Here is a 5285-nt window from a genome sequence, read left to right as displayed (position 1 = left end):
GGGTCCTCATCGCCTCTGAGGGGGGGTGCCAACGGCGAGTGCGTCGTACTGGTCCTGCCGGTTGAGCACGCCATACCGACGGGTCGAGTCGGTCGCTGCGGAGGTGTTCGCAGTGGTTCAGGCGGTGGGGTGTCCGGCGGCTTTGCCGGTGGCGTCCCGTCGCATGGCGGTCAGGCTCAGGTCCGCCATGCGGGGTGTGAAGGTGACGTTGAGTTCGTAGGACGGGTGGATCAGGCCTCGCTCGCAGGTCTCTGCCAGGTAGACCGTGCAGGGGGCGGGGGAGGCGGGGTTGACGCCGATCTCTCCTTTGGGGAGGAAGCCGTTGAAGGGCGTCGCGATCTGGTGGTGGTTCCAGTAGTTCCAGGCCCGCAGGGCTTTGGCCTGCTCGAAGACGAGGTAGAGCTGCGGATAGCGCTGGAGCATGCGCATCTCGCGGAAGAGGGTCTGCCCCAGCAGGGAGGGCGCGGTCCGGGCGAGGCTGTCGAAGTCCTGGTCGCGGTAGGTGAAGGTGGTGGCGTCCTGGCCGGGGTCGAGGGTGACGGTGGTGAGCAGGTGGGAGAGGCGGTCTCTGGTGTACAGGGCTGCTCCGGGGGCGAGAGCGGGCTCGATGCCGGCGATCAGGTCGTGCAGGTGCTGGTGTCCAGGGCGGAAGCGGGAGAGGTCGAACAGTTTGTCCATGCCGTGGACCGCGGAGAACGCCAGGCGCTTGTAGAGGCGGTTGTTCATCTCGCCGGCCTGTGCGCACGCCGTCGTCTCGGGGCTGGTGGAGTGGAGCATCAGGTATTCCGACAGCACCTCGAAGTACACGTAGCCGAGGAACGGCAGGTCCGGAACGGTGGCGGCGAGCCGGTCCACGAACGTGTCCGGCGTCGTGCGGTGCCCGGTGGCGTTCGCCAGGGCCAGGCCCAGGAAGGGGGCGGCTTCGCGGATCTGGTGCAGCACTCGTGCGCGCAGCTGGAGGTCCTCGGTCTCGGTGAGGAAGCTGCGGTGGTCGAGGTAGGTGTTCAGGTGGACGCGGCCGAGCCGCAGGTAGTCGATGCCTTTGGCCGGGTGCGGGGTGGTGGGCGTGGTCTCGATGATCAAGGTTTGGGTGTGCGGTTTGGTCTGCAGCAGGTAGGCGCCGAGGTTGTGCGGGCGAAGGCCGGCGGGGGTCTCGGTCAGCGGCGAGCAGTACAACGCAGCGAGCAGGCATCCGGAGGAGGCGTAGAGCCGGCCGCTGGCGCGGATGGCGTCCAGGGCCGTCGTGGTGTGCAGCAGGTGGATCGGCCGGCCGCTGGTGAGCGTCTGGGTCATGGCGTTGTGGGTGAGCAGGTGGCCGTTGGGGGTGTCGTGCTGTAGTCGGCGGCGCCAGTCGTTCTCGCTCGCGGCGCATCCGGCCGGGGCGGGGCGGGTGCAGGGTTGGGTGTAGTCGGTGTGGGCGTCGTCGAGGTCGGTGTCCACGGGAGATCTCCTACTGGTCGGGGGCCGGGAAGCGTTGGGCGCCGGCGAGAGCGTGCCGGGGTGGGTTGTCGTGGCGGCCTGCTCGCTGCGCACGACGAAGCGAAGGCGCCGGTGGTGTGCTGGAAGCCGCGGTCGGGGCGGGACAGCGCCGCTGGAGCAGCAGCCGGGGTGGTCCGGGAGCCGGCCTGGGGTTGGTCAGTAGGCGCGCTGGCGCTCGTTCGGGCAGTCCCGGCCTGGCTGGCGCGGGCAGGGGTTCCGGGCGTGGGAAGCTGGGGCGGCATCGGAATTCGCCGGACGGTTGTCCGTAATCCACCCAAGCGTCACCGGATGCATCGGCCGGTGGGCCGGGAGGCGGGTTCATGCGGGCAGACGCGGCGGGGCCGGGTGCGGTCGGTCATGGCGTTCTTCACACGGATGGGTACGGAGCAGGCGTGAAGCTGGGCGTGGCGATCCTGACGATGGGCACCCGGCCCGAGGAGCTGGCGGAGCTGCTGGCGTCGGTTCGTGTGCAGACGGCTGAGGCCGCGCGGACGGTGGTGGTGGCCAACGGGTGTGCTACGCCCAAGGTGCCGCCATGGGTCGAGACGGTGCAGCTGGAGGAGAACCGGGGAGTGACCGGCGGCCGCAACGCCGCCCTGGCGCACCTGGGGGACATGGACCTGGTGCTGGACCTGGACGACGACGGGCTGCTGGTCTCCGACGACGTCTTCGCCACGATCACCTCCCTGTACGACGCCGACAAGAATCTGGGCATTGTCGGGTTCCGCATCGCGGATGAGACCGGGCTGACCCAGCGCCGCCACGTGCCCCGGCTGCGGGCCGGTGACCCGATGCGCGGCGGCCTGGTGACCGGCTTCCTCGGCGGAGCCCACGTCCTGTCCGTGAAGATGCTGCAGGAGGTCGGCCCGTGGCCGGAGGCGTTCTTCTTCGCGCACGAGGAGACCGACCTGGCCTGGCGGGCGATCGACGCGGGATGGCAGGTGCGCTACGCGCCGCAGCTGCTGCTCCAGCATCCGCGTACGTCCCCGGCCCGGCACGCGTTCTTCTACCAGGTCAACGCCCGCAACCGGGTCTACCTGGCACGCCGTCACCTGCCCGCGGTGCTCGTCCCGGTCTACCTGGGAGTGTGGGTGGCCCTGACCCTGGCCCGCACCCGCAGCCTCGTCGGGATGCGGGCCTGGTTCGCAGGCTTCGCCGAGGGCTGGCGCACCGAGTGCGGGCACCGGAAGCCGATGCGCTGGCGCACCGTGTTCCGGCTGGCCCGCCTCGGCCGCCCCCCGGTGATCTGACCCCCTCACGCCGCGGCCTCGGTGCGCAACCACGCCGGAATCGCCTCCGGGGTCCGCTGCAGCCACGCCAGGTAGCGGCTCACCCCCTCCTCGATGCCCACGCGCGGAGCCCAGTCCAGCACCTGGCGCATGCGGGTGGTGTCGGCGCAGGCGCCGAGCGGATCACCCGACGGCCTCGGGGTCTCGAGGATCCGCGCACCGGGATGACGGCGGCGTACCAGGTCGGCGATCTGCCGGATGGAGGTGGCGCGGCCGGTGCCGACGTTGAGCGTCGTACGGTGGGCGCGCTCGGTCACGGCCGACAGCAAGGTCGCGTCCGCGACGTCGTCGACGTGCACGAAGTCCCGGACCTGGCAGCCGCCGCCGTTGAGGTGCAGCGGCAGGCCGAGCGCGGCCCGCATCGCGAACCAGGCCACCACCCAGCTGTGGCTGTTCTCCTTGACCACCTGCGGCTGTCCGTAGACGGAGAAGTACCGCACGATCGCGTACGAGTCGTGCCCGCCGCCCAGGACCAGGACGGTCTGGTGCTCGCCCCACAGTTTGGTGTTGGCGTAGACCGACCCGGGGGTGAGCGCGTCCTCTTCGCTGAACCGGGCCTCCGCTTCCGCCGAGCCGTGGCCGAGGCCGTAGACGCTGGCCGAGGAGACGAAGACCAGCCGCCTCAGCGTGCCGTTGTGCCGGGCCGCGGCATCCAGCACGGTCTGGGTGCCGCGGATATTGGCCTCCAGTGCCGCCGACGGATTGCGGGTGCACTCCGCGACGTCGGCCAGCGCCGCGGCATGGATGACGTATTCGCTGCGCGAGACCAGGTCGTCCATCAGCGCGGCGTCGGTGATGTCGCCGGCGACGACGTCCGGGTCGCCGGGCGAGATGTCGAACACGCGGGAGTAGACGCGGCTGCCGTAGGCGTCCAGCCGGCCCACGGCCAGCGGCTTGGCGCCCAGCGCGCGGAGCCTGTGCACGATGCGGCTGCCGACCAGCCCGAAGCCTCCGCTCACCATGACGGTGGCGCCGGACAGATCAGCGAAGCGATCCCTGGTGTCCACGCGAGACCAGCCCTTCTCGACGGCGCCCCGCGGCTGCGCGGTGTCACGCCGTCGAGGACACCACCGGAACACGCCGTGCCCCAGGGGACGGCTGTGTGGCCGATGTGTGGCCGCCGTCGGCGAGGTCTCCTCAACCCCGCCCTGGGTACGGGATGGTGGACGCGGCAGCGTCGGTAGGTGAGGGGGTGAGATGGAGCTGGACCGTCACCCGCTGGCGCACCTGCGCCGCGATCACCACTGGTCGATGGACGACCTCGCCCGGCTGCTCCGAGAGCAGGCCCGCAGGCGCGGCCTGCGCAGCGGCATCGACCGCAACCGGATCTGGCTCTGGGAGACCGGCGCCATCACACCGAGCAGGGAGAGCCAGTCGCTGCTGGCCGACGTTCTCGACGTCCCCGCCGCCGCGCTCGAACAGCTCCCGTGGCCCCACTGGCTGCCCGCCTTCGACCAGCCCGCCCCCTTCACCCCCGCGGGAAGCCGGGCCGCCCTGAGAGAGGTGCAGATCACCCGCATGGACCGACGATCCTTCCTGGTACTCAGCAGCAGCACCCTCATCAACGTCGCCGCCGACTGGGCCCGCATCGAACCACGCCACCTCTCCCAAGCCCTCGACGGACACCCCCTCGACGAAGAACTCCTGACCTGGCTTGAGCAGCGCTCCGGCGAACTGCGCGCCCTCGCCGCCGGAGCGCACCCGCAGGTGTCCCCTCTCATCGACGCCCACCTGCACACCGCCATCGACCTGATCACCCAGGACCGCTACACCCCGGCAGCAGGACGCCGCCTCCACGCCGTGGCCGCCGGCCTCGCCCACTGCGCAGCATGGCTGCGCTTCGACGCCGACCGCCACGCCGACGCCCAACGCCACTGGCAAGCAGCCGTCCACGCCGCCCACCAGGCCGGCGACCGCGACCTCGCCGCCGTCGCCCTCTCCGACCTCGCCTACCAGGCCACCTGGCTCTCAAGGCCCGCCGACGCACTCCGCATCCTGGAACACGCCCGCTCCCGCACCCACACGGCGGCCGCCCGCGCCCTGCTCGACGTACGCCGCGCACGAGCCTGCGCCGTACTCCAGGACCCCCACGGAACCCAGCGCGCGCTGACATCCGCCGAAAGCGAACTGCACCGGATCCGCCCCCACGACACACCCCCCGTCATCGCCTGGATGTCGATCGCAGACCTCAACGCCGACGCCGGACGCTGCTGGCTCGACCTCGGCGACCCCCACCGCGCCGCCACCGCGATCGACTCCGGACTGAACGAACTCGATCCACGCCGCTCCCGCACCAAAGCCGTCTTCCTGACCTACCGGGCCGAAGGCGCACTCCACCACCGCGACGCAACCGCCGCCGCGGCAGATGCCCGCGCCGCCCTCGACACCGCCCTCGACTCCCGGGCCACGCGCTGCATCGACCTCGCCTCCGCACTCATCCGCCGCCTGGACCACCGGACCGAACAGCCGATGACCGAACTGCGCGAATACGCCCGGCAACGCCTCGCCGGATGATCC

General features: G+C 71.3%; 4 protein-coding genes. 2 read left to right on the top strand and 2 right to left on the bottom strand.

From position 1 onward, the window contains the following. Positions 1-117 precede the first annotated feature (117 nt). The gene (locus AC07AB_RS39975) at positions 118-1440 is read right to left on the bottom strand and encodes a hypothetical protein (protein WP_478577595.1); all 1323 of its coding nucleotides are present in this window, start codon (positions 1438-1440) and stop codon (positions 118-120) included. A 458-nt stretch (positions 1441-1898) separates the two neighbouring features. On the opposite strand from AC07AB_RS39975, the gene AC07AB_RS39970 reads away from it, so the two are divergent. Continuing rightward, positions 1899-2729 carry a glycosyltransferase family 2 protein gene (locus AC07AB_RS39970; RefSeq protein ID WP_478577597.1) on the top strand — a complete coding sequence of 277 codons (831 nt, stop codon included), beginning with the start codon at positions 1899-1901 and terminating at the stop codon, positions 2727-2729. Positions 2730-2734: 5 nt separating this feature from the next. Here AC07AB_RS39970 and AC07AB_RS39965 read toward each other — a convergent pair whose 3' ends face one another. After that, complete coding sequence (locus AC07AB_RS39965; protein WP_478577593.1) at positions 2735-3775, bottom strand: NAD-dependent epimerase/dehydratase family protein; 1041 nt, start codon at positions 3773-3775, stop codon at positions 2735-2737. Positions 3776-3965: 190 nt separating this feature from the next. On the opposite strand from AC07AB_RS39965, the gene AC07AB_RS39960 reads away from it, so the two are divergent. After that, positions 3966-5282, top strand: coding sequence for a hypothetical protein (locus AC07AB_RS39960; protein ID WP_478577591.1), 1317 nt, complete (start codon positions 3966-3968; stop codon positions 5280-5282). Positions 5283-5285 lie beyond the last annotated feature (3 nt).

The organism is Streptomyces sp. NPDC044033 (assembly GCF_056434425.1).
Note: the sequence above shows the minus strand (reverse complement) of the source record. Positions and strands in the feature narration are given on the sequence as shown.

Bases quoted from the DNA above. Each gene is read 5' to 3' on its own strand.
- AC07AB_RS39970 (WP_478577597.1), top strand. From the start codon at position 1,899: ATGGGCACCCGGCCCGAGGAGCTGGCGGAGCTGCTGGCGTCGGTTCGT.
- AC07AB_RS39960 (WP_478577591.1), top strand. From the start codon at position 3,966: ATGGAGCTGGACCGTCACCCGCTGGCGCACCTGCGCCGCGATCACCAC.